This window comes from Metabacillus niabensis (assembly GCF_020524345.1).
In the GTDB taxonomy this organism is placed as follows: domain Bacteria; phylum Bacillota; class Bacilli; order Bacillales; family Bacillaceae; genus Metabacillus; species Metabacillus niabensis_B.
Genome location: NZ_JAIVLH010000008.1, coordinates 190,542 through 213,367 on the forward strand (window position 1 = coordinate 190,542; position 22,826 = coordinate 213,367).

General features: G+C 35.2%; 19 protein-coding genes, 1 rRNA gene and 1 pseudogene. 10 read left to right on the forward strand and 11 right to left on the reverse strand.

The window, feature by feature from the left end:
* Positions 1 to 57: 57 nt before the first annotated feature.
* The gene (yyaC, locus tag LC095_RS10810) at positions 58 to 681 is read left to right on the forward strand and encodes a spore protease YyaC (protein ID WP_078432197.1); all 624 of its coding nucleotides are present in this window, start codon (positions 58 to 60) and stop codon (positions 679 to 681) included.
* Positions 682 to 761: 80 nt separating this feature from the next.
* Here yyaC and LC095_RS10815 read toward each other — a convergent pair.
* The 11 genes and pseudogenes from LC095_RS10815 to rpmH all read right to left on the reverse strand — a co-directional run bounded on the left by LC095_RS10815 (position 762) and on the right by rpmH (position 11,246).
* Positions 762 to 1,465 (reverse strand): annotated as a pseudogene (locus LC095_RS10815) (DUF554 domain-containing protein).
* A gap of 141 nt (positions 1,466 to 1,606) precedes the next feature.
* Entirely contained in the window at positions 1,607 to 2,452 is an 846-nt protein-coding gene (locus tag LC095_RS10820; protein WP_226528201.1) for a ParB/RepB/Spo0J family partition protein, read from the reverse strand.
* On the reverse strand, positions 2,445 to 3,206 hold the full coding sequence (locus LC095_RS10825; RefSeq protein WP_026561627.1) for a ParA family protein: 762 nt from the start codon (positions 3,204 to 3,206) through the stop codon (positions 2,445 to 2,447). The genes LC095_RS10820 and LC095_RS10825 overlap by 8 nt, the downstream gene beginning before the upstream one ends.
* Positions 3,207 to 3,599: 393 nt before the next feature.
* Positions 3,600 to 4,469, reverse strand: coding sequence for a nucleoid occlusion protein (gene noc, locus LC095_RS10830; RefSeq protein WP_226528202.1), 870 nt, complete (start codon positions 4,467 to 4,469; stop codon positions 3,600 to 3,602).
* A 104-nt stretch (positions 4,470 to 4,573) separates the two neighbouring features.
* Positions 4,574 to 5,290 carry a 16S rRNA (guanine(527)-N(7))-methyltransferase RsmG gene (gene rsmG, locus LC095_RS10835; RefSeq protein ID WP_226528219.1) on the reverse strand — a complete coding sequence of 239 codons (717 nt, stop codon included), beginning with the start codon at positions 5,288 to 5,290 and terminating at the stop codon, positions 4,574 to 4,576.
* Between the two features lie 16 nt (positions 5,291 to 5,306).
* A complete protein-coding gene (gene mnmG, locus LC095_RS10840; protein ID WP_226528203.1) occupies positions 5,307 to 7,196 on the reverse strand; it encodes a tRNA uridine-5-carboxymethylaminomethyl(34) synthesis enzyme MnmG in 1,890 nt (629 codons plus the stop codon).
* 25 nt (positions 7,197 to 7,221) lie between these two features.
* On the reverse strand, positions 7,222 to 8,607 hold the full coding sequence (mnmE, locus tag LC095_RS10845; RefSeq protein ID WP_226528204.1) for a tRNA uridine-5-carboxymethylaminomethyl(34) synthesis GTPase MnmE: 1,386 nt from the start codon (positions 8,605 to 8,607) through the stop codon (positions 7,222 to 7,224).
* A 357-nt stretch (positions 8,608 to 8,964) separates the two neighbouring features.
* The gene (gene jag / locus LC095_RS10850) at positions 8,965 to 9,588 is read right to left on the reverse strand and encodes an RNA-binding cell elongation regulator Jag/EloR (RefSeq protein WP_264196007.1); all 624 of its coding nucleotides are present in this window, start codon (positions 9,586 to 9,588) and stop codon (positions 8,965 to 8,967) included.
* Complete coding sequence (gene spoIIIJ / locus LC095_RS10855) at positions 9,588 to 10,355, reverse strand: YidC family membrane integrase SpoIIIJ (protein ID WP_226528206.1); 768 nt, start codon at positions 10,353 to 10,355, stop codon at positions 9,588 to 9,590. Before spoIIIJ ends, jag begins: the two co-directional genes overlap by 1 nt.
* A gap of 150 nt (positions 10,356 to 10,505) precedes the next feature.
* On the reverse strand, positions 10,506 to 10,850 hold the full coding sequence (gene rnpA, locus LC095_RS10860) for a ribonuclease P protein component (RefSeq protein WP_226528207.1): 345 nt from the start codon (positions 10,848 to 10,850) through the stop codon (positions 10,506 to 10,508).
* A gap of 261 nt (positions 10,851 to 11,111) precedes the next feature.
* On the reverse strand, positions 11,112 to 11,246 hold the full coding sequence (gene rpmH, locus LC095_RS10865; RefSeq protein ID WP_026561635.1) for a 50S ribosomal protein L34: 135 nt from the start codon (positions 11,244 to 11,246) through the stop codon (positions 11,112 to 11,114).
* Positions 11,247 to 11,845: 599 nt separating this feature from the next.
* Between rpmH and dnaA the strand changes: the two genes are divergently transcribed.
* From dnaA to LC095_RS10910, 9 genes are all read left to right on the forward strand, one after another.
* Positions 11,846 to 13,198 (forward strand): chromosomal replication initiator protein DnaA, encoded by a 1,353-nt coding sequence (gene dnaA, locus LC095_RS10870; protein WP_026561636.1) that lies wholly within the window; start codon positions 11,846 to 11,848, stop codon positions 13,196 to 13,198.
* A 233-nt stretch (positions 13,199 to 13,431) separates the two neighbouring features.
* Positions 13,432 to 14,568 carry a DNA polymerase III subunit beta gene (gene dnaN, locus LC095_RS10875; protein ID WP_226528208.1) on the forward strand — a complete coding sequence of 379 codons (1,137 nt, stop codon included), beginning with the start codon at positions 13,432 to 13,434 and terminating at the stop codon, positions 14,566 to 14,568.
* 217 nt (positions 14,569 to 14,785) lie between these two features.
* The gene (gene yaaA / locus LC095_RS10880; RefSeq protein ID WP_026561638.1) at positions 14,786 to 15,001 is read left to right on the forward strand and encodes a S4 domain-containing protein YaaA; all 216 of its coding nucleotides are present in this window, start codon (positions 14,786 to 14,788) and stop codon (positions 14,999 to 15,001) included.
* A gap of 16 nt (positions 15,002 to 15,017) precedes the next feature.
* On the forward strand, positions 15,018 to 16,136 hold the full coding sequence (gene recF / locus LC095_RS10885; RefSeq protein ID WP_226528209.1) for a DNA replication/repair protein RecF: 1,119 nt from the start codon (positions 15,018 to 15,020) through the stop codon (positions 16,134 to 16,136).
* A 10-nt stretch (positions 16,137 to 16,146) separates the two neighbouring features.
* On the forward strand, positions 16,147 to 16,392 hold the full coding sequence (gene remB, locus LC095_RS10890) for an extracellular matrix regulator RemB (RefSeq protein WP_026562868.1): 246 nt from the start codon (positions 16,147 to 16,149) through the stop codon (positions 16,390 to 16,392).
* Between the two features lie 142 nt (positions 16,393 to 16,534).
* The gene (gene gyrB / locus LC095_RS10895) at positions 16,535 to 18,463 is read left to right on the forward strand and encodes a DNA topoisomerase (ATP-hydrolyzing) subunit B (RefSeq protein ID WP_226528210.1); all 1,929 of its coding nucleotides are present in this window, start codon (positions 16,535 to 16,537) and stop codon (positions 18,461 to 18,463) included.
* A gap of 292 nt (positions 18,464 to 18,755) precedes the next feature.
* Positions 18,756 to 21,236 (forward strand): DNA gyrase subunit A, encoded by a 2,481-nt coding sequence (gyrA, locus tag LC095_RS10900; protein WP_226528211.1) that lies wholly within the window; start codon positions 18,756 to 18,758, stop codon positions 21,234 to 21,236.
* A 138-nt stretch (positions 21,237 to 21,374) separates the two neighbouring features.
* Entirely contained in the window at positions 21,375 to 22,463 is a 1,089-nt protein-coding gene (locus LC095_RS10905; RefSeq protein WP_226528212.1) for an HD-GYP domain-containing protein, read from the forward strand.
* 254 nt (positions 22,464 to 22,717) lie between these two features.
* A 16S ribosomal RNA gene (locus tag LC095_RS10910) occupies positions 22,718 to 22,826 on the forward strand; the annotation flags it as partial.

Here is a 22,826-nt window from a genome sequence, read left to right on the forward strand (position 1 = left end):
TATAGAATCGAACATTTCTCCGTATACTGTTACTACTATGACATGGGAGTGAATTCTATGAATCTAAAATCAGGTCTTTTTCAGTCAGGTAAGAATCAAGATCGCATCCATTATGAAGATGAAAGAGCTACATCACTTTTAACAAATATGCTTATAGAGCATTTGCCAAAACTATTCTATAAGCCTATCGTTATTATTTGTATTGGAACAGACCGCTCCACCGGAGATTGTTTAGGTCCTTTAATAGGCACTTCCATAAAAAAAGAGTTGAGTCATTTCCATGTCTATGGAACATTAAAAGATCCGGTTCATGCTGTGAATCTAGAGGAAACAATTCAATATATAAAAGAGAAACACCGCAATCCCTTCATTATCGCAATTGATGCTTGTTTAGGAAGATTTAAAAGTGTGGGATATATGGAAGTTGCAAAAGGCTCGATAAAGCCTGGTGCTGGTGTAAATAAAGAATTACCTGAAGTTGGTGATATGCATATTACCGGTATCGTGAACATTAGCGGATATATGGAATTCCTTGTTTTACAGAATACACGTTTACATTTAGTCATGAGCATGGCCGATATTATCTCTATAGGAATTATAGAAGCTGAGAAGGTCTATCTAGAGAAGCGTATTACAGTCAGAAGAAATTGGATGGCGAATCAAGATACTGCAATTAACTAACTCTTTTTCTGATAAATGAAATTCAACTTAATGTCTATATGAAAAAACACTGCAAAAGTATGCAGTGTTTGGATCCTATCTTATGAAAAGTTATATTGTACGAGAACGATACTAGTAATAATAACAATACTTGGTAACAAGTTTGCCACTCTTATTTGCTTTAGTCCTAATATATTAATGCCTATTGCTATAATAAGCACCCCACCTGTAGCTGTTAGTTCTGAAATTAGACGATCTAATAGAGAGTCTGACAAAAATTGATGAATTACATTTGCAAATAAGGCTATTCCGCCTTGATAAAGGAAGACTGGAATAGCTGAAAATAAAACTCCTATCCCAAGGGTACTTGCTAACACCATACTTGTAAAACCATCGATCATTGATTTTGTCAGGAGTACAGAATGATCCTGTCGTAATCCACTATCTAGTGCACCTATTATAGCCATCGCCCCCACAACAAAGATTAACGTTGCCGTTACAAACCCTTGGGCGATATTTCCTGTAGGGGATTTGCCAATCTTCTTTTCCAGCATATTTCCTAAACCGTGAAGATGGTTTTCTAGTTTCAACCATTCGCCTATAACTGTTCCTATAACTAAACTTACGATAATAAAGAAGAAGTCGTCACTCTTCATAGCCATATCTATTCCTAAAACAACTACAGAGAGTCCAATAGCTGTCATGACTGTTTGCTTCATTTGTCAGGTATTTTTCTAAGTAAAAGACCAATTATTGTTCCAAGGATAATTCCTAAAGCGTTTATAAAACTTCCAAATAAAACCAACCAGATTACCTTCCATTCTATATGTTTATTATAGTTTTCTGCAGTTTGACGATAAAAATATATTTTCATCATGATTATTAAACATGAAAAAAAGACTGACTATTTTAGTCAGCACTTGTCAATAATTATATCAATATACTATTATTGCCGATCCAGCAACTCTAGAATACGATTTAAATCTTCCTGAGAAAAGAACTCTATTTCAATCTTTCCCTTTTTCTTTTGCTTACTTATTGTAACAGATGTCCCAAAATACTCCTGTAGAAATGTTTCTCTTTCTTTAATGAATACATCTTTTTCCGGTTTTTTCTTCTTTGTTTCACGTGGAACACTATTATTTAGCTGTTGGATGATCTGCTCTAATTGACGAACATTTAATTGCTCTTTCATTACCTTTTCCACAAGTGCATTCAATTTCTCTTTATTTTTCAATCCCAATAATGTACGGCCATGCCCCATAGAGAGTTTTCCTTCAGCAATTAATTGCTGAATCTTTTGTGGTAATGTAAGAAGTCTAACATGGTTAGCGATATGGGGACGGCTTTTCCCTAATCTTTTCGCTAATGCCTCTTGCGTTACATTTAATTGTTCCATTAGCTTTTGATATGCCTGAGCCTCTTCAATTGGTGAGAGATCTTCACGTTGTAGATTTTCTAATAAAGCTAATTCCATCATTTGTTGTTCTGTAAGATTACGGACAACAGCTGGAATAACAGTTAATTTCGCTTCTTTCGCAGCACGATATCTACGTTCTCCAACAACTATTTCAAATCCTTTTATACTTTTGCGAACAATGATAGGTTGTAGAACACCATGTTGCAGGATGGATTCCTTGAGTTCATTAATGGCATCCTGTTCAAAAACTTTACGTGGTTGATATGGATTTGGACGTATTTCTTTAATTTTTATTTCCTGAACAGATTCTTCCTGCCCCACTTCAACATTTGTAAATAAAGCATTAATTCCTTTACCTAAGCCTCTAGCCATTCACAACCACTTCCTTTGCCAAATCTAAATAAACTTCTGCTCCTCTAGATCTTGGATCATAAATGATAATAGGTTGACCATGACTTGGTGCTTCACTTAAGCGAATGTTTCTTGGAATTATGGTTTTATAAACCTTATCTTGAAAATATTTTTTTACTTCATCAATAACTTGAATTCCTAAATTTGTTCGGGCATCAAGCATTGTTAATAAAACTCCTTCAATTGTTAAGTCTGTATTCAAATGCTTCTGAACAAGACGAACTGTATTTAACAGCTGACTCAACCCTTCTAATGCATAATATTCACATTGAACAGGTATTAAGACTGCATCAGAAGCAGTTAGTGCATTTATTGTTAACAGTCCCAATGAAGGAGGACAGTCTATAACCATATAGTCATAGTTATCTTTTACAGCTTCAAGTGCCCGCTTAAGTCTAACTTCTCTTGAGATCGTTGGAACTAATTCAATTTCTGCTCCAGCTAATTGAATTGTTGCAGGAATAATATCAAGATTTTCGACAGCTGTTGGCTTAATGACATCCTTTGCTGCTACGTCATCTACTAAAATATCATAAATGCAATGTTCGACATCGGCTTTTTCAATACCAATTCCACTTGTTGCATTTCCTTGTGGGTCAACATCGACAAGAAGTACCCTTTTTCCGATGTATGCTAAGCAAGCTCCCAAATTAACCGATGTTGTTGTTTTCCCAACTCCACCTTTTTGGTTTGCAACCGCAATGATTTTTCCCACGATGTCACCTACTTTCATAAACATAAGATCTGTTGTCTTTTAACAAACACCTAATACATTGAGTAGGAAATTAGAAAAGCGAAAGGTGCCTAGATAAGCCCCGAAGGAGCCAGACACCAAAACTAGGTAATCAATTTATACTTTTAATCGTACAAAAAGAACCTTTTCACCATTTTTTATTTTATCATGAAAAATGAAGGAAAGGATTGAATTTTTTCTTATTTATTTAAATTAGTATTTTCCCTTAAAGGAAATCTATTTTTAACTAGATCAAAAGTCTCTTAAAGACAGCCAAAGAAAAAAGGCCTGACAGTAGTCAGTACCTAACAAAATGCATGCTAAATAAATGATTGATTTAACATAAAATTGCAAGTGCTTTAAGAAGTGATGAGATTATTTTGGAATCTTAATTGTGAATTGGATATACTCATCAAATTCTTCTTCTTCAGTGTTTAGTTTCACACCGCTATCTGCTACCATCGTTAGGGATTGACGAATTGTATTCATAGCAATTCTTGTGTCTCTGCTAAAAGCCTTACGTCTTGGTTTAGGCTTCACATTATTTTTTTCAAGCAGCTTTACTACTCTATCTTCAGTTTGTTTTACATTAAGCTGTTTTTGAATAATTTCCTCTAACAATGTATTTTGTAATTCAGGATTTTTCAACGGAATAAGTGCACGGGCATGACGCTCTGTAATTAATTTCTTAAGTAATGCGTCTTGCACTTCTTCCGGCAATTTTAATAATCGTAGCTTATTCGCTATTGTTGACTGTCCTTTCCCCAGTCTTTGAGCCAAGGCTTCCTGAGTAAGGTTATGTAATTCCAGTAACTTCGCGTAAGCTACAGCTTCTTCAATGGAAGATAATTCTTCTCTTTGTAAATTCTCTATTAAAGCAACACTTGCTGTTTCTGTATCATTGAAATCCTTTACAATTGCAGGAATAACATCCCAACCTAATGTTTGTACAGCACGCCAACGTCTTTCTCCTGCTATTAATTCAAACTGACCGTCAACTTCACGTACGACGATAGGTTGAATAATTCCATGTGTACGAATTGTTAAAGCTAACTCTTCAATCTTTTCATCTGAAAAAACGGTACGTGGCTGGAAGCGGTTAGGTACAATATCTTTAATTTGAATCTTTTTAACCTCTTCCTTTATTTCTTCCGCTGTATTTTCCTGTTCAACTTCCTCAACAACGATTTGTTCTATATCTTCTTTTTCTCCCAAACCGAAAAAACGAGAAAATGGATGCTTCATGACCTACACCACCTTTAAAAACTACCATTTTTAATATTCTATCTTTCTATCACTATTTCCTTCAAAATACTCAAAAGATTGAGTAAATGTTTCATGTGAAACATCTACTCAATTGGAAGCTTATTAGGCGTTCCAGGCTTTCTTGGATATTTTTTTGGAGTTGTTTTTTCTTTTTGAATAATAATAATGGTTCTTTCACTTTCTTCCATTGGTAACTCAAATGAATGAATCTGTTTTACGTTACCACCTAAAACTCCTAACGCTTTTTTTCCTGCTTCGAGTTCCTCTTGAGCAGCCGCACCTTTCATTGCAATAAAATACCCGTCTTTTTTCACTAAAGGTATACATAGTTCGCTTAATACAGATAATCTAGCTACGGCTCTTGCTGTTACGATATCATACGATTCCCTATATTGCTTATTTTGACCAAATGTTTCAGCTCGATCATGGAACAACTGAATGTTTTGTAAACCTAATTCATTTGCCAAGTGTGATAAAAAAGTAATTCTTTTTTGTAAAGAATCTACAATTGATACGTTCAAGTGAGGAAAACAAATATTAATTGGAATACTTGGAAATCCTGCACCGGCACCTACATCACATATAGAAAGAGGGTTTGAAAAATCAAAATGAAATGCAGCTGAAATTGAGTCATAAAAATGCTTTAAGTAAACGTCCTTTTCTTCAGTGATGGACGTCAAATTCATTTTTTCATTCCATTCTACTAAAAGTTTAAAATATATATCAAATTGATCCATCTGATGCTGAGAAAGATGAATTCCTTTCTCAGCTAAACTTGATTGAAATAGTGCCCTATCCATGCTCAAAACCTTTCTATTATTGATTAGAGACTCTGGCTATTCTTCCTTGCTCGAGATAAACCAATAAAATGGAAATATCAGCAGGGTTTACACCGGCTATACGTGACGCCTGAGCAACTGATAGAGGTCTAACTTCTTTAAGCTTTTGGCGTGCTTCAGAGGCTAGTCCATTAATATCATCATAATCGATATCTTCCGGAACCTTTTTATTTTCCATTTTCTTTAATTTTTCCACTTGCTGTAAGGATTTTTCAATATAACCTTCATATTTGACCTGAATTTCAACTTGTTCAGATACATCTGAATCCACAACTTGTTCTGATGGAACAAGTTGTGCGATATGCCCGTAGGTCATTTCAGGACGTTTAAGCAAATCCGCTGCTTTAATACCATCCTTTAGTTCACTTCCACCAACAGAAAGGATGAGGTTTTGCGTTTCTTGATTCGGCTTAATAATAGTCGAAGATAAGCGTTCTTTTTCTTCTTCTATTGCTAGCTTTTTCAAATTAAACTTTTCGTAACGTTCATCTGAAATAAGCCCAATTTTATGGCCAATATCCGTTAAACGTAAATCTGCATTATCATGACGTAACAATAATCGATATTCTGCTCTTGATGTAAGCAAACGATATGGCTCATTTGTACCTTTTGTCACTAAGTCATCAATTAGCACACCAATATAAGCATCCGAACGACTTAAAATAACTTCTTCTTTTCCAAGGGCTTTCTGTGCAGCATTAATCCCTGCCATTAATCCTTGACCAGCCGCTTCTTCATATCCTGATGTTCCATTTATTTGGCCAGCTGTATATAAAGAAGAAATTGCTTTGGTTTCAAGTGTAGGCCATAATTGTGTCGGCACAATGGCATCATATTCAATGGCATACCCTGCCCTCATCATTTGAACTTTTTCTAGTCCTGGGATGGTTTTAAGAATTTGTTGCTGCACATCTTCCGGTAAACTTGTTGAAAGTCCCTGCACATAGACCTCTTGAGTATTTCTGCCTTCAGGTTCTAAAAAGATTTGGTGCCGGGGTTTGTCATTAAATCGAACAACTTTATCTTCAATTGATGGGCAGTATCTCGGCCCAGTCCCTTTAATCATTCCAGAATACATTGGAGATCGGTGAAGATTATCATCAATTATTTTATGAGTTTCCCCACTAGTATACGTTAACCAGCATGGAAGCTGATCTGTAATGTATTTTGTTGTTTCATATGAGAAAGCTCGCGGAACTTCATCTCCCGGTTGTATTTCTGTTTTGCTGTAATCAATGGAATGACTATTGACACGCGGAGGTGTACCGGTTTTAAATCGGACTAAATCAAAACCTAATTCTTGTAGGTGTTCTGATAACTTTATAGAAGGTTGTTGATTATTTGGACCACTTGAATATTTTAATTCACCGAGTATAATTTCCCCTCTTAAAAATGTTCCTGTCGTTAAAACTACAGCTTTCGCAAAGTATTCCGCACCTGTTTGGGTAACGATACCTTTACAAACACCATCTTCAACGATAAGTCGATCAACCATTCCTTGAAGCAATGTTAGATTTGGTTCATTTTCCATTGTTTTCTTCATTTCATGTTGATAAGCAAATTTATCCGCTTGGGCACGCAGTGCTCTTACAGCTGGTCCTTTTCCTGTATTTAACATTCTCATTTGAATGTGTGTTTTATCAATATTTTTACCCATTTCTCCGCCTAAAGCATCTATTTCGCGGACAACAATTCCTTTTGCAGGTCCACCAACAGATGGATTACAAGGCATAAATGCGACCATATCTAAGTTAATGGTAATAGCGAGTGTTTTAGCACCCATTCGTGCTGAAGCAAGTGCTGATTCACAACCGGCATGTCCAGCCCCAACAACGATAACATCATAATTCCCTGCATGATAGGTCATTTTGTAACCTCCTTTTAGAACATTTCTATTTTCCTAAACAAAATTGAGAGAATAACTGATCAATTAAGCTCTCATGAACAGCGTCACCAATGATTTCCCCAAGTTGTTCCCAACATCTGGTCAAATCAATTTGTACAATATCAATCGGTACTCCTGCATCTATTCCAACTAAAGCATCCTCAATTGATGTTTTTGCAGCAGTTAATAATGCAATATGTCTGGAGTTTGATACATATGTTAAATCACCGCTTTGAACATTTCCTTTGAAAAACAATGCACTTATTGCTTCCTCAAGTTCATCGATTCCTTGCTCTTCAAGTAACGACGTTGTCACAACCGGTCTTCCATTAGCTAATTCTTTTACTTTATCAAGATCAATTCGTTTTTCTAAATCCGTTTTATTGACAATGACAATAACGTCCATACCTTTAACTGCTTCGAATAGCTGAATATCTTCTTCAGAAAGCTTTTCATGAAAGTTTAATACTAAAAGAATCAAATCAGCTTCTTTTAATACTTTCCTTGACCGCTCTACACCAATTCTTTCTACTATATCCTCAGTCTCACGGATACCCGCTGTATCAACCAGACGGAGTGGGACACCTCTGACATTTACATACTCTTCTATAACATCCCTTGTTGTACCGGGAATATCAGTTACAATTGCCTTGTTTTCTTGAACAAGACTATTTAATAAAGATGATTTCCCTACATTTGGTCTACCAATTATAACGGTTGAAAGACCTTCTCTTAAAATCTTTCCCTGCTGGGATGTCTGTAAAAGCTTACTTATTTCATCTTTTACGAATGATGCCTTTTCTATGAGCATTTGATGTGTCATTTCTTCTACATCGTCGTATTCAGGGTAGTCTATATTGACTTCAACATGTGCTAATGTTTCTAGTATTTCCTGTCTTAACCTTTGAACGAGCTTAGACAATTTCCCTTCCATTTGTCCTATTGCCACATTCATAGCCCTGTCTGTTTTTGCACGAATTAAATCCATTACAGCTTCTGCTTGGGATAAGTCAATTCTGCCGTTAAGAAAGGCCCTTTTTGTAAATTCTCCGGGTTCTGCAAGTCTCGCCCCGTTTTGTATGATTAATTGCAGCACTCGATTAACTGTCACAATACCTCCATGGCAGTTTATCTCGACTACATCTTCTCTTGTAAATGTTTTAGGCCCTCTCATTAAAGAAACCATTACTTCCTCAACAACAGCATTTGTTGCTGGATCAATTATATGTCCGTAATGGATCGTATGGGAGTCAACCATTGTTAACCTTTTATTTGAAGGAGCTTTAAATAGCTTATCTGCAATTTGAATCGCATCTTCACCACTTAATCTGACAATTGCAATGGCTCCCTCTCCTAAAGGTGTTGATATCGCTGCGATTGTATCTAACTCCATCGCTACGATCACCTCTCTCTTTTATTTATCTATACAAATTCCTTTTATCAACTCGACCAAATTTTAAAGATAGCATATTTCGTTTTCATAAGAAAGAAAAATTACTTTGTTTTATCCACATCATTTTATCCACTATCTTATATACCTCTACTTATTTTAACTTATCCACATGTTAATAACAATATTTCCTGCACATAGTAAATTGATCCTAAGTAAAAAAACCAACTAAAAAGCAGAAATGATCACTTTTAATTTAAATGAGCAAATAAACTGGGGTGTTTATATGAGGAATGTTCTACCATTAATTGTTTTCTTAATATAATGATAATTATTAGAAGAAAAAAGAGGATGACTGTGTCATCCTCTTTTTTTAGGTGATATAACTAAATGTCTGTTTGGCTCTTCGCCAACTGAGTATGTTTTAATTTCTTTAAATTCAGCAAGTGCAGCGTGAATTACTTTTCTTTCATATGAAGGCATCGGCTCTAATGATACATTTTTCGAGGTGCGAATTGCCTGCTTAGCAAGCCTTCCCGCAAGCTGTTTTAATGTATCTTTTCTTTTTTTTCGATAATTTTCAGCATCCAATATAATCTGCAGATAATGATTGGAGTTGCGGTTAGCAACTAATTGAGTAAGATATTGCAAAGAATTTAATGTCTGCCCTCTTTTTCCAATCAAAACTGACATTTTATCTCCAGATAGTTGAATTTTTATTACTTTTCCAGATTGTTTTACATGGACATCCGAATTAATTCCCATTTTTTGTATAACATCAGCTAAAAATTCTTGTACAGCTTTAGTTGGGTTGTGAATGAGTGTGACTTTAACACTAGCAGGTTTTTTTCCAAAAACTCCGAAAAAGCCCTTTTTTCCTTCATCAAGAATTGTGATCTCAACTTCGTCTCGTTTTGCTTGCAATTGCTTTAATGCTTCCTCTACTGCTTCATTGACAGTTTGTCCATTAGCAGTTACTTCCATCACTTTTTATTTCCTCCATCTTTTGCGGCCTTTAATTCAGGACCTTTTACAAAATATGTTTGAACAATCATGAAGAGATTTCCGACTACCCAATATAAAGATAGAGCAGCAGGGAAACTTATTGCGAAAACAACGATCATAATCGGCATAAGCCATAACATCATAGCCATTTGTGGGTTTTGATTAGCATTCCCGGCCATCATCATTTTTTGTTGGATAAATGTTGTGACACCCGCAACTAACGGTAGGATGAAGAAAGGATCTCTTTCACCTAAGTCAAACCATAAGAAATTGTGCTGTGCGATTTCCTCAGTTCTCATAATTGCATGATAGAACCCGATTAAAATCGGCATTTGAATAATTAAAGGAAAACAACCTGCAAGTGGATTAACACCATGCTGCTGGAATAACGCCATTGTTTCCTGTTGAAGTTTTTGTTGAGTTTGTTGATCTTTTGAACTATATTTTTCTCTCAATTTTTGCATTTCCGGTTGAATAGCTTGCATTGCTTTAGAACTTTTCATTTGTTTGATCATCAACGGCAGAATAGCCAATCGAATAATGAGTGTCACAATAACAATTGAAATACCATAATTATCACCAGTTATCTCTGCAAAATATGTAATAAGTTGTGATAAAGGATAAACAATGTAAGAATTCCAGAACCCTTCACTTTCAGATGTAATCGGAACATTTACTTCCGTACAACCAGTTAATAGAGCCAGGATGCCTACTAATCCTGCAATTAAAAATATGCGCCTCTTCAAACCTTTTTCCTCCTAATCAATAATTGATACCCTTTTTGTACGTTAAAAGATAGAAAAAGTTCCACATAGGTATTATCTTAACACTTTTAATCATAGAATGGTTTTGTCTGATGAAGTTTTCATTAATATAATTTCTACAATTTTCATCATCTATTTTTTTTGATATATTTTGGCTTTTCTAAATAAGTGGTTCAAGCTGCCCTTCACTTCATGATAATTCATGTCTGCAGCTGGTTTCCTAGCAATAACGATAAATTCTTTTCCACTTGCAATTCGATGTTTCTCTTCTGAAAAAACCTGTCGAATTAAACGCTTAACTTTATTGCGTGTAACAGCATTTCCTATCTTCTTACTTACTGATAGTCCAATCCGAAATTCCTTTTCTTCCGGTTTTTGCAATATATAAAGAACAAATTGTCTATTGGCAACTGACTTACCTTTTTTAAAGACAACTTGAAAATCTTTATTTTTCTTAATTCTGTACTTCCTTTTCATTTTCCTTCACTCCGGTTTGTTCTGCTATTATGTCAACAACAGAATGATCACCATCATTATATCTGAATTACTCTTGATTTAAACTTACTTACTATTGTGTCTTCTACCTCTTTTAAACCAGATCACCCTATTTAAATCAAATCTAATATGTAAAACACTCTGTTAACCTTGTCCGCAAATTACGCTCCAATTAACATAGTGCCTTTTATTAACTAACCATTACTTTATCTTAAAAAAAGAGACCACTGACTTTTCAGTGGCCTATGCTGATAATACTTTTCTTCCTCTGCGACGACGGCGAGCAAGAACTTTACGTCCATTAGCTGTGCTCATACGGCTACGGAAACCATGAACTTTACTACGTTTACGTTTATTTGGTTGATAAGTACGTTTCATATATTGACACCTCCCTGAGGAATAACAGTTAAAGACAGTCTTACTAATTATAGTTACCTACCACATAAATTGTCAACCACCAACTGCTAATTTCATTTTAGTTAACCATTTTTAACGTATTTAATATTACGCTAAAAAAATATTTCGTTTTATGTATGAAATCCTCTTCCCCTTCTACAGGATAGCCTGTGGATATTTTTTCGACACGATTCTTCACTATCCACATCTGTTATCGACAAGTTTTTCACATATTTTATCATTGTGGACAATTTATTTTAACAAATGATTAATTATGTGGATAAGTTTGTAAAAACCGTTGCATATCTAGTTTTATTCTGATATTATATTTGTGTTTTCACTCTTAATAAACTATTGATGTTTTCAACATATCCACAGACTGTGGATAACATGTGGAAAGTTTATAAACAGGTTGTGTAAATTGTTGTCCACAAGTCGTGGGTTTTGTCGAAAAGACGTTTTTTTACTATATTATATATTTATTCACATACGTCAACTTTTGCATGTTTATACACGCATATTCGCAACTTGTACAATTGTTATACAAAAGAGCGTTTTGGCAAAGGAGGGACACTACGTAAATGGAGAATATTTCTGAGCTATGGGATAAGGCTTTGGCAGAGATCGAAAAAAAAATAAGTAAGCCCAGCTTTGAAACTTGGCTAAAATCAACAAAAGCTCATGGAATTCAGGGGGACACTTTAACAATTACTGCTCCAAATGAATTTGCCAGGGACTGGTTGGAATCCAGATACTTGCATTTAATTGCGGATTCAATCTATCAATTAACTGGTGAAGAATTTGCAATAAAATTTATTATTCCCCAAAATCAAACAGATGATGACTTTGTTCCTAATTCACCCATTAAACAAATAAATAAACAGGATGAGGAACATACTGAATTACCGCAGAACATGTTAAACCCTAAATATACATTTGATACGTTTGTAATAGGATCCGGCAACCGCTTTGCTCATGCAGCATCTTTGGCAGTAGCCGAGGCGCCTGCTAAAGCTTACAATCCTTTGTTTATCTACGGAGGAGTTGGACTTGGGAAAACTCACTTAATGCACGCTATCGGCCATTATGTAATCGATCATAAACCATCTGCAAAGGTTGTTTATTTATCATCCGAGAAGTTTACAAATGAATTTATTAATTCTATTAGAGATAATAAGACTGTCGAATTTAGAAATAAATATAGAAGTGTTGATGTTTTACTAATTGATGATATTCAATTTTTAGCAGGAAAAGAACAAACTCAAGAGGAATTTTTCCATACTTTTAATACACTTCATGAAGAAAGCAAACAAATTGTTATTTCAAGTGATCGTCCACCGAAGGAGATCCCGACTTTAGAGGATCGCCTTCGTTCTCGCTTTGAGTGGGGGTTAATTACAGATATTACTCCGCCGGATTTAGAAACGAGGATTGCTATCCTTAGGAAAAAGGCCAAGGCAGAAGGGCTTGATATACCTAATGAAGTGATGCTTTATATCGCAAATCAAATCGACTCAAATATTCGGGAATTAGAGGGTGCGCTAATTCGTGTTGTTGCCTATTCTTCCCTTATAAATAAAGATATAAATGCAGATTTAGCTGCTGAAGCATTAAAAGACATCATCCCCAACTCCAAACCTAGAATGATTTCAATTAGTGATATTCAACGGATAGTGGGACAAGAGTTTCAAGTTAAATTAGAAGATTTTAAAGCGAAGAAGAGAACGAAATCAGTCGCCTTTCCTAGACAAATTGCTATGTATTTATCTAGAGAATTAACTGATTCTTCACTCCCGAAAATTGGAGAGGAATTTGGAGGACGTGACCATACAACTGTTATTCATGCTCATGAAAAAATTTCTAAGATGCTTCAATCTGATGAGTTACTGCAACAACAGTTAAAAGAAATTACAGGTTTATTAAAAGGTTCTTAATTTTAATAGATGAATAATGTGAATAACCCGTACAGATATATACACAGTCTGTCCACATGTGGATAGGCTGTGTTTCTCTTCTTTTGAGATAGTTATCCACATTTCCACAGCACCTACTAGTACTTCTATTATATTTTTAATAAAAAATAATATAACTAAACATAAAAAAATTTCACAAATCCTATTTGCATTGCTAGAATTTAAATTGGCTTAGGAACAGGAGGAATTAAATCATGAAGTTTATAATTCAACGAGATAAATTAGTTCAAGGTGTACAAGATGTAATGAAAGCTGTGTCATCCAGAACAACAATCCCTATTCTGACAGGAATTAAGATTGTTGCTCATACTGAGGGTGTTACCTTAACTGGTAGTGATTCTGATATCTCTATTGAATCTTTTATACCAGCTGAAGAAGATGGTAAAGAATTTGTAGAAATTGTCCAAGCCGGTAGTGTTGTATTAACAGCAAAGTTTTTTAGTGAAATCGTAAAGAAACTTCCAATGGAAATCGTTGAAATTGAAGTAGGTAATCATCATTCAACGATCATTCGATCCGGTAAAGCGGAGTTTAGTCTTAATGGCTTAGATGCTGAAGAATACCCTCTTCTTCCACAGATTGAGGAAGATAATATCTTTAAAATTCCAACGGACTTACTAAAAGCAATGATTCGTCAAACTGTATTTGCTGTTTCAACTTCTGAAACAAGACCTATTTTAACAGGTGTTAATTGGAAACTTGAGAATGGTGAACTGATTTGTATAGCTACAGATAGTCATCGTTTAGCATTAAGAAAAGCTAAGATTAATTCTGAAAATCAAAGTTATTATAATGCTGTTATTCCCGGGAAAAGTCTTAGTGAATTAAGTAAAATCCTTGATGATACTAGTGAGCCGATTGAAATTGTTATTACTGAAAATCAAGTCTTATTTAAAGCAAAAAACTTATTGTTTTTCTCAAGATTGTTAGACGGTAATTATCCAGATACATCCCGATTAATTCCCTCAGATAGCAAAACAAACCTAACGTTGAATTCAAAGGAATTCTTACAAGCAATTGATCGTGCTTCACTACTCGCTAAGGAAGCACGAAATAATGTTGTTAAACTGTCAACTTTAACAGATGGAATGATTGAAGTTTCATCTAACTCTCCTGAAATTGGGAAAGTAAGTGAGGAAATTCAAGCAGAAGAAGTTGTTGGAGAGGAACTGAAAATTTCATTCAGTGCAAAATATGTAATGGACGCATTAAAGGCACTCGAAGGAACTGAGATAAATGTTAATTTTACTGGAGCTATGAGACCGTTTGTGATTCGGACCAAAGATGATGATTCTATGCTCCAGCTCATTTTACCAGTAAGAACATACTGATTTTTTTTGAAGGATGGACTGATTTTAATGTCAGTCCTTTTCTTTTAGCTGTAAAAAAATAGATGTATGGTCAAAATTACCTATATGCTGTGAAGGTTAGAGTTTAATGTCTTTCTGGAGTGGACACTAAAAAGAGATGCTGAGAGTAGTTGTACTTATGATCAAATTTTTAGTAAAATAAAAAGGTTAGAGACTACTGATGAGAAAGGTGGTTACTATGGCTAAACCTGTCAAAATTGATTCGGAGTTTATTACACTAGGTCAGTTTCTGAAATTGGCAGATGTCATTCAGTCTGGAGGAATGGCAAAATGGTTTTTATCAGAATATGAGATCTTTGTAAATAATGAGCCTGAAAATCGTCGTGGTAAGAAACTGAGAGATGGCGATGTTCTTTATATACCTGATTTCGGCACGTATATTGTGAAAAATTAAAGTTGGTGTACAAAATTTGTTTATAAAAGAGCTGAAATTAAAAAATTATCGTAATTATGACGACTTAACTGTGCAATTTGAAAATAAAGTTAATGTGATCCTTGGGGAAAATGCCCAAGGAAAAACAAATGTAATGGAATCGATCTATGTTCTGGCCATGGCTAAATCACACCGAACTTCGAATGATAAGGAATTAATAGGTTGGGATAAAGAGTATGCTAAAATAGAGGGTAGCATTGAAAAATATAATCGCTCAACAGCTCTTCAGTTGGTTATTTCCAAAAAAGGAAAAAAAGCAAAATTAAATCATATAGAACAAGAGAAATTAAGTCAGTATGTCGGGGGCATGAACGTTATCATGTTTGCTCCTGAGGATTTAAATTTGGTAAAAGGAAGTCCGCAAGTTAGACGGCGATTTATTGATATGGAAATTGGTCAAGTTTCTGCTGTTTATCTTCATGACTTAAGTCGCTATCAGAAAATTATGCAGCAGCGAAATCATTACTTGAAAATGTTACAGCTAAGAAAGCAAAAAGATCAAACAATGCTTGATGTTTTAACAGAACAACTATGTGAAGCGGCTGCCAAAATTATTAACAAACGTCTACAGTTTGTATCTGAGCTCCAAAAATGGGCTGAGCCGGTTCATTCTGGTATTAGTAGAGGATTGGAAACACTTAAAATTAAATATAAGCCTTCGGTAGATGTATCAGAAGATTATGATTTGACAAAAATGATAGAAGCATATGAACAAAAATTTGTTAAAATAAGAGAGAAAGAAATAGAACGTGGGGCTACGCTTGCAGGACCCCATCGTGATGATATGCTCTTTTACGTGAATGATCATGATGTGCAAACATATGGGTCACAAGGTCAGCAAAGAACAACTGCTCTATCCCTGAAATTGGCTGAGATTGATTTGATTCATAACGAAATAGGAGAATATCCGATTCTTTTGCTGGATGATGTTTTATCTGAATTGGATGATTTTAGACAATCACATTTATTAAATACCATCCAGGGTAAAGTGCAAACATTTGTTACAACAACAAGTGTAGAAGGAATCGACCATCAAACATTAAGAGAAGCTGCTACTTTCCATGTGAAAGCAGGAGAGCTTTCTGACAAAAAATGAGGTGATTCATATGTATATTCATCTGGGAGACAACCATGTTGTTCCTTCAAAAGAAGTCGTTATGATACTGGATCGACAATCTTCACAAGATTCATCAATTGTGGATGAGTTTTTTAAGAAACAGAGGGATAAGATCGTTCAACTGGCAAGTAATGATGCAAAATCTATTATTATAACGCTTGATAAAATTTATTTTTCACCTTTATCATCAAGCACATTAAAAAAACGAGCACAAGTTGCTTTTGATATAGATTGATTAAGGCTTTTATAGACTTAAATATAAAGCTACCTGTCATCAATTTTTTTTATTGGTAACAGAATACTCTTTTTAAGAGGCTATTAATTATCAAGCTTCAAAATCAGTTATGTAAGCTTTAGGAAAAGTGTAGGTGATCAGTGTGACGACAGATAACAATCAAGTCCAACAACAATCATATGATGAAAATCAGATTCAAGTATTAGAAGGTCTGGAAGCTGTTCGAAAACGCCCTGGAATGTATATTGGATCTACTAGCGGCAAGGGTCTTCATCATTTAGTTTGGGAAATTGTTGATAATAGTATAGATGAGGCATTGGCGGGTTTCTGTACTGAAATCAATGTGCTCATAGAAGAAGACAACAGTATTACTGTTAAAGATAATGGTCGAGGAATTCCGGTTGGGATCCATGAAAAAATGGGACGTCCAGCTGTTGAAGTTATTATGACAGTTCTCCATGCCGGAGGTAAATTTGGTGGCGGAGGATATAAAGTTTCCGGTGGTCTTCACGGTGTTGGTGCCTCTGTAGTAAATGCCCTTTCAACAGTACTTGATGTAACAGTACATCGTGAAGGGAAAGTGCACTTTCAACAGTTTCATAAAGGAGTACCTGCAGCTGATTTAGAGGTTATTGGTGAAACTGAGGTAACCGGAACGATTACTCACTTTAAGCCGGATCCTGAGATATTTAAAGAAACAACAGAATATGATTATGAAACGTTAGCCAATCGTATTCGAGAGCTTGCATTTCTTAACCGCGGCTTAAAAATAACAATTGAGGATAAACGTGAGAATAAGCGTTCAAATGAATACTACTATGAAGGTGGTATAAAATCTTATGTTGAACACTTAAACCGTACTCGTGAGGTTATCCATGATGAACCGGTCTACATTGAAGGTGAGAAAGACGGGATCACAACAGAAGTAGCTATTCAGTATAATGATAGCTATACTAGTAATATTTATTCTTTCGCTAATAATATTCATACCTATGAAGGTGGAACACATGAAGCTGGATTTAAATCAGCATTAACTCGTGTTATTAATGATTACGCTAGAAAGAATAAGATTTTTAAAGAAAATGATGATAATTTATCAGGAGAAGATGTTCGGGAAGGTATTACAGCTATTATCTCGATTAAACATCCTGACCCTCAGTTTGAGGGACAAACGAAAACGAAATTGGGGAATTCTGAGGTTCGTACGGTAACAGATTCTGTTTTCTCTGAAGCGTTTGATAAATTCATGTTAGAGAATCCATCAGTAGCAAGAAAGATTGTTGAAAAAGGTCTTATGGCAGCCAGAGCACGTTTAGCAGCTAAAAAAGCCCGTGAATTAACCAGACGTAAAAGTGCTTTGGAAATTTCAAATCTACCAGGTAAACTAGCCGATTGTTCTTCAAAGGATCCGTCAATCAGTGAATTATATATCGTTGAGGGTGATTCTGCGGGCGGCTCTGCGAAGCAGGGACGTGATCGGCATTTCCAGGCAATCCTGCCATTAAGAGGGAAAATTATCAATGTTGAGAAGGCTAGATTGGACAAAATTTTGTCCAATAACGAAATAAGAGCCATTATTACAGCATTAGGCACAGGTATTGGTGAAGATTTTGATATCACTAAAGCCCGTTATCATAAAGTTGTGATTATGACAGATGCTGATGTCGATGGGGCGCATATTCGTACATTACTATTAACGTTCTTTTATCGTTACATGCGTCCTATTATTGAACAAGGTTATATTTATATTGCCCAACCGCCACTTTATAAAATCCAGCAAGGTAAGCGAATTGAATATGCCTATAATGATAAACAACTCGATGCTTACTTAGCAGAAATGCCTGAACAACCAAAGCCTGGAATTCAACGTTATAAAGGTCTAGGAGAGATGAATCCAGATCAATTATGGGAAACAACCATGGATCCGGAGACGCGTACTTTACTTCAAGTAACTCTAGAGGATGCAATTGATGCGGATGAAACCTTCGATACGCTTATGGGGGATAAAGTCGAGCCTCGTCGAAACTTTATCGAAGAAAATGCGCAATATGTCAAAAATCTAGATATTTGATAAAATGAATGAAACACCTCATACCGATGAGGTGTTTTTTAGAAGGTTAGAAACTTTTATAAGAGTGACCTTAGTTTAAGTCTTTTAAATTATAGATTATCTATGAATTATCTAGTAAATTCATGTGTATTCTCTCGTTAATATTGCTATAATGAAGAGTAGACTATTAATTAAAATATCCAATTGGGCAGAATTTATAACAGACAATTACTATCAATATTTTGTCGTTTTCTGATGAGTTATTTGGCACTCCCAATTAAGATTACAGAAAGGAAAGGGAGGTTATCTTAATATGGCGGAAAATCAAAGCTCTCATGTTATAGAAAGAAATATTAGTAACGAAATGCGTGAATCGTTTTTAGGATATGCGATGAGTGTTATTGTTTCTCGTGCTTTACCAGATGTGCGTGATGGATTAAAACCTGTTCATCGTCGTATTTTGTATGCAATGAATGATTTAGGAATGACCTCAGACAAACCATTTAAGAAATCAGCACGTATCGTTGGTGAAGTAATCGGTAAATACCATCCACACGGTGATTCAGCTGTTTATGAAACAATGGTTCGTATGGCTCAGGATTTTAACTTTAGATATATGTTAGTTGATGGACATGGTAATTTTGGTTCTGTCGATGGGGATTCAGCGGCTGCAATGCGTTATACAGAAGCCCGTATGTCAAAAATATCCATGGAATTAATCCGTGATATTAATAAAGACACAATTGATTACCAGGATAACTATGATGGCTCTGAAAGGGAACCAGTTGTTCTTCCGGCCAGATTCCCGAACCTACTGGTAAATGGTGCAACGGGAATTGCTGTAGGGATGGCAACAAATATTCCTCCACACCAATTAGGAGAGATCATCGATGGAGTTCTTGCTTTAAGTAAGGATCCTGACTTGACGATTCCTGAAATTATGGAAATTATACCTGGACCTGACTTCCCTACTGCGGGTCAAATCATTGGTCGCAGTGGAATTCGAAAAGCATATGAAACAGGTCGAGGTTCCATTACACTTCGAGCGAAGGTTGAAATTGAAGAAAAACCTTCAGGAAAACAAGTAATTATCGTCAAAGAGATACCTTATCAAGTAAATAAAGCAAAACTTGTTGAAAAGATAGCTGAATTAGTTCGCGATAAGAAAATTGACGGAATTACAGATTTACGTGATGAATCTGACCGTACTGGTATGCGCGTTGTTATCGAAGTACGTAAAGATGCAAATGCCAATGTATTACTTAATAACCTTTATAAACAAACTGCCCTACAAACAAGCTTTGGAATTAATATGCTTTCTCTTGTGGACGGCCATCCAAAGGTTCTTAATATTAAGCAAATGCTCTTCTATTATCTTGAGCATCAAAAAGTAGTTATTAAACGTCGAACTGCTTTTGAATTAAGAAAAGCAGAAGCAAGGGCTCATATACTTGAAGGTCTGCGTATTGCACTTGACCATTTAGATGCGGTTATTACGTTAATCCGTAATTCACAAACAACTGAAATTGCACGTAACGGATTAATGGAGCAATTTTCATTAAGTGAAAAGCAGGCTCAAGCAATTTTAGATATGAGGCTTCAAAGATTAACAGGATTAGAACGTGAGAAGATTGAGGAAGAATATCAATCACTTATTAAGTTAATTGCTGAACTAAAAGCAATCCTCGCTGATGAGGAAAAAGTACTTGCTATTATACGTGAAGAACTTACAGAAATTAAAGACCGTTTTAATGATGTCCGTCGTACAGAAATTGTGTCTGGTGGTCTTGAATCAATCGAGGATGAAGATCTTATTCCAGTTGAGAATATCGTCATTACTTTAACTCATAATGGATACATTAAACGTCTTCCTGTTTCTACCTACAGAAGTCAAAAACGTGGAGGTAGAGGTATCCAGGGAATGGGGACAAATGATGATGATTTTGTCGAACATCTATTAACAACATCCACTCACGATACAATACTATTCTTTACGAATAAAGGGAAAGTTTATAGAGCAAAAGGATATGAAATTCCTGAGTTCAGCAGAACAGCTAAAGGCCTTCCGATTATCAATTTGTTAAGTGTAGAAAAAGGTGAATGGGTAAATGCAATTATACCTGTATCCGAATTTGTTGATGATTGGTTCTTGTTCTTTACAACCAAGGAAGGTATCTCCAAGCGTTCTCCATTATCTCAGTTCGCGAATATCCGTAATAATGGTTTAATCGCTGTAGGTCTCCGTGAACAAGATGAACTAATTTCCGTTAAATTAACGGATGGCTCAAAAGACATTATTATCGGAACCAAAAATGGTATGTTGATTCGATTCCCTGAATCAGATGTGCGTTCAATGGGTCGAACTGCATCAGGAGTTAAAGGAATCACCCTTGATGAGGATGACGAAGTTGTAGGTATGGAGATTCTTGAAGAAAGTGTGGATGTTCTTATTGTGACATGCAATGGTTATGGAAAAAGAACTCCTTCTGAGGAATATCGTACTCAAAGCCGTGGCGGTAAGGGATTAAAAACATGTAATATCACCGATAAAAATGGACCGGTCGTCTCAGTGAAAGCTGCTACTGGGGAAGAGGATATTATGTTAATCACGGCAAGTGGTATTATTATTCGTATGGATGTTGATACAATTTCCAAAATGGGACGTAACACACAAGGGGTAAAATTAATTAAACTGGATGAAAATGTTTCTGTATCAACTGTTGCCTTGGTGCAAAAGGAAGATGAACAAGATCATGAAGAAGCAGATGATTCAGAAGAACAACCTGAAGAATAGAAAACAGGAGCTAGTACACACCATTGTGTTGTATTAGCTCTTTTTTTATCTAAAGAGATTCAATTTTATTGATTATAGATAAGAAAAAATGAGCAAAATTATCATTTTTAGGTATAATGGACTAAGGAGGGGTACCTATTGAAAATCCATATTGATCAATTACAAGAAGGCTGTATTTTAACGGATAATGTCTTATCAGCAACAAATAGACCAATCATTTTTAAAAATGCAATCATTAATAAACATTTAATCGATGTTCTGCAGGCATTTTTAGTGAAGGAAGTACAAGTTGCGAATTTATTAGCAAATGGAAAAGAATTCAAACCAGCATTATTTGAAGAAGAACAAATAATAGATACTTCAAAAGAGAAAGTAACACCTCATAAGACGTTTTACCAACAATATTTAGAGAGTGTGCATGCTTATAAGCAGCTTTTTATAAACTGGCAATCTGGTGGTTTACTTGATATTCAGAAGATAAGACAAGTTATTATTCCCTTAGTTGCAGAAATTGATCTTAATGATGAAGAAGTTTTTAAGTTGTATCACTATTGCCAACAAGAAGATTATGTTTTTCACCATAGTATCTCAGTTGCGTTGATAAGTGCGTTTCTGGCAAAAAAATTAGGTTACCAAAGGGGAGAAATAAACCAAATTGCAATAACTGGATTATTATGTGACTGTGGTATGAGTAAAGTGAATCCAAATATTTTAAAAAAGAATGTAACCTTGACCGAGAGTGAATACAAAGATATTAGACAGCATCCTGTTCATAGTTACAATATGCTTAAAAATATTATGTCTATTAAAGATGGAGTGAAAATGGGAGTTTTACAGCACCATGAAAGAATAGATGGTAGTGGCTATCCTTTAAATGTAATAGGGTCACAGTTACACCCATATAGTAAGATAGTAGCTTTGGCTGATACGTACCAAGCAATGGTGTCTATTAGGCCATACCGTAGTAAACAATCCCCTTTTAAGGTCTTAGAACAAATTATGGAAGATGATTTTGGTAAGTTTGACATTACCATTATTAATGAATTAAAAAAAGGAATTGCAAAGTTCTCTTCAGGGACCAAGGTCAGGTTATCTAATGGTGTTGATGCTGAAATTATCTTTATGGATGATAATAATCCTACTAGACCAATGATAAAATCCTTGAACACGAAGGAAATTATTGTATTAAAAGAGAGAAGAGAACTATTTATCGAAGAAATTATATAAAAAGCTCTGATTTTTTGTTGACTGTAGTAATTGTTACTGCTATAATCTTTTAAGTCAGCTAATCAGAGCTGAATGAGAAATGAAAGATAAAAAAAACAGTTGACTTAATGACGAGTTAAATGTTACATTTAAGAAGTCGCCTTTGGGTGACGAAAGTTCTTTGAAAACTAAACAAAACCAAGCGTGCCAACGTTAATTTCGATTAACAAAAACGTACTATATAGTACAAATTTTTATGAGCTATATCAAACACTTTATTGGAGAGTTTGATCCTGGCTCAGGACGAACGCTGGCGGCGTGCCTAATACATGCAAGTCGAGCGAATCTGAGGGAGCTTGCTCCCAAAGATTAGCGGCGGACGGG